Source organism: Halobacillus sp. BBL2006 (assembly GCF_000786645.1).
Classification (GTDB): domain Bacteria; phylum Bacillota; class Bacilli; order Bacillales; family Halobacillaceae; genus Halobacillus.
In genome coordinates this window covers 1-1,473 of sequence record NZ_JRNX01000640.1, presented here as the reverse complement: position 1 = coordinate 1,473, position 1,473 = coordinate 1, and the positions used below count along the sequence as shown (strand labels likewise).

At 41.1% G+C, this 1,473-nt stretch carries 4 protein-coding genes; 3 read left to right on the top strand and 1 reads right to left on the bottom strand.

Features of this window, described 5'->3' with window-relative positions; translation table 11 throughout:
• Window positions 1–246 (top strand): Hsp20/alpha crystallin family protein (locus tag LD39_RS17460; protein WP_197061451.1); only part of this gene is annotated, 246 nt, incomplete at its 5' end.
• 30 nt (window positions 247–276) lie between these two features.
• On the opposite strand, the gene LD39_RS17455 is transcribed toward LD39_RS17460, so the two are convergent.
• Window positions 277–495 (bottom strand): hypothetical protein, encoded by a 219-nt coding sequence (locus tag LD39_RS17455; protein WP_035550703.1) that lies wholly within the window; start codon window positions 493–495, stop codon window positions 277–279.
• Between the two features lie 101 nt (window positions 496–596).
• On the opposite strand from LD39_RS17455, the gene LD39_RS17450 reads away from it, so the two are divergent.
• Window positions 597–992, top strand: a complete 396-nt coding sequence (locus tag LD39_RS17450) for a hypothetical protein (RefSeq protein ID WP_035550700.1) — start codon at window positions 597–599, stop codon at window positions 990–992.
• Window positions 993–1,181: 189 nt separating this feature from the next.
• Window positions 1,182–1,473, top strand: a 292-nt coding sequence (locus LD39_RS17445) for an Nramp family divalent metal transporter (protein WP_231572607.1), incomplete at its 3' end; no start/stop codon positions are given.

Sequence of the window (1,473 nt, the reverse complement as noted above, 5' to 3'; positions counted from 1 at the left end):
ATTCAGAAAGGGGACGTCGACCTTTCATTCACCGGGGATCAGATATTGATTAAAGGGACCGTTCCTTCTTTACGGGACCGGCTCAAGCTGGTGCGGTCCGACCGCCAAGTTGGAGAATTTGAGAGGTCTATTGAACTTCCAGAGCCTCCTGATCAATCGAACATCCAGGCCAAATTCAATAATGGGTTACTTGAAGTGAAGGTCGGACGTTCGCGATCGAACTATACACCTATTCAAATTAAATGAGGGACCGCCTGCCTTAAAGGAAGGGGTACCTCATTTTACCTCATTGTCTGAGAAGTCCGCATCTACGACACCTTGAATTGGGTGATGGGTGATAACACGGTCGCCATTTTGTTCGCCAAAACCTTGTTGTCTTTTGCAAGTGACATATCGATTGGTTTTGTAATTTTGTCCAAACGATACAGAGCTTTGTTTTTCAACCGTATTGATTTTCATGTGTGGCAAGTTAATCTCGGTCGGCAGGAATTTCATTAAGCAGCCTCCTTTTATTCATAATCTTCCTTAGAAGCAATAAACTTTTACTAGGACAACCATTTAACCGCCCGGAATGCGTGCAAAGCGAGGGGGTAACCATGCACTTCCTTAAGATATTCAAGTCTTATTATAAAAAGAATGAGGAAATCGAATTATTGAAGCAAAAAGTCGCAAGCATGCATGAGGAATTGAAAAGTTTGCAAAAGCAAGAGACCATCAATAATCCTAGACCCATCTATATTGTTGAAAAGTTGAATGTAGAACGTGTACGTTTTGATAAATTTGAATTACATAATAATTTCGGTGCTTTAGGCATAAAGGAAATGAAAGGACGGCTCAATATCGGGGCCAACTACGGTCATCACCTCCCGAATGACGCGGAGGAGCTGCTAGCGAAAAAGGATCTTGAATTGGATGAGGCAAGGGCAATGAAGAACCGGGGAATTGAAGAAGCAGAAAACCATCCTAAAGTAAATATTAAGCCAAAGTCTTAGTGTTCATCTTCCGATCGCCTTTTTATTAAGGTGATTTTTTTATTTCAGATTTTATTGACAATATGATGACCTTCTACATATAATTAGTATCATTCTAAAAAAGTTTCGTTAAGGAAACATTTTAACGTTAGGTAAAGTGCTGATGTGGAGGTTAAAACGTTGAATGTTGAACAGAGTACACAGGCAAGTGTGAACCGTAATCAATCGCTCCAAACAAATGCCCAATCCTCTTTAAAGGGAGAAGCAAAAGGAGTAAGAAGGTTTTTACCCTTTTTAGGCCCAGCATTTATTGCGGCGGTCGCCTATATCGATCCTGGGAATTATGCGACTAACATCGCTGCAGGCTCGAAGTATGGCTACACTTTGTTGTGGGTCATTTTGGCTTCAAATCTTATGGCAGTATTAATCCAGATGATGTCTGCAAAATTAGGGATAGCGACAGGGAAAAATCTCCCGGAAGTGTGTCGTGACCGTTTTTCTA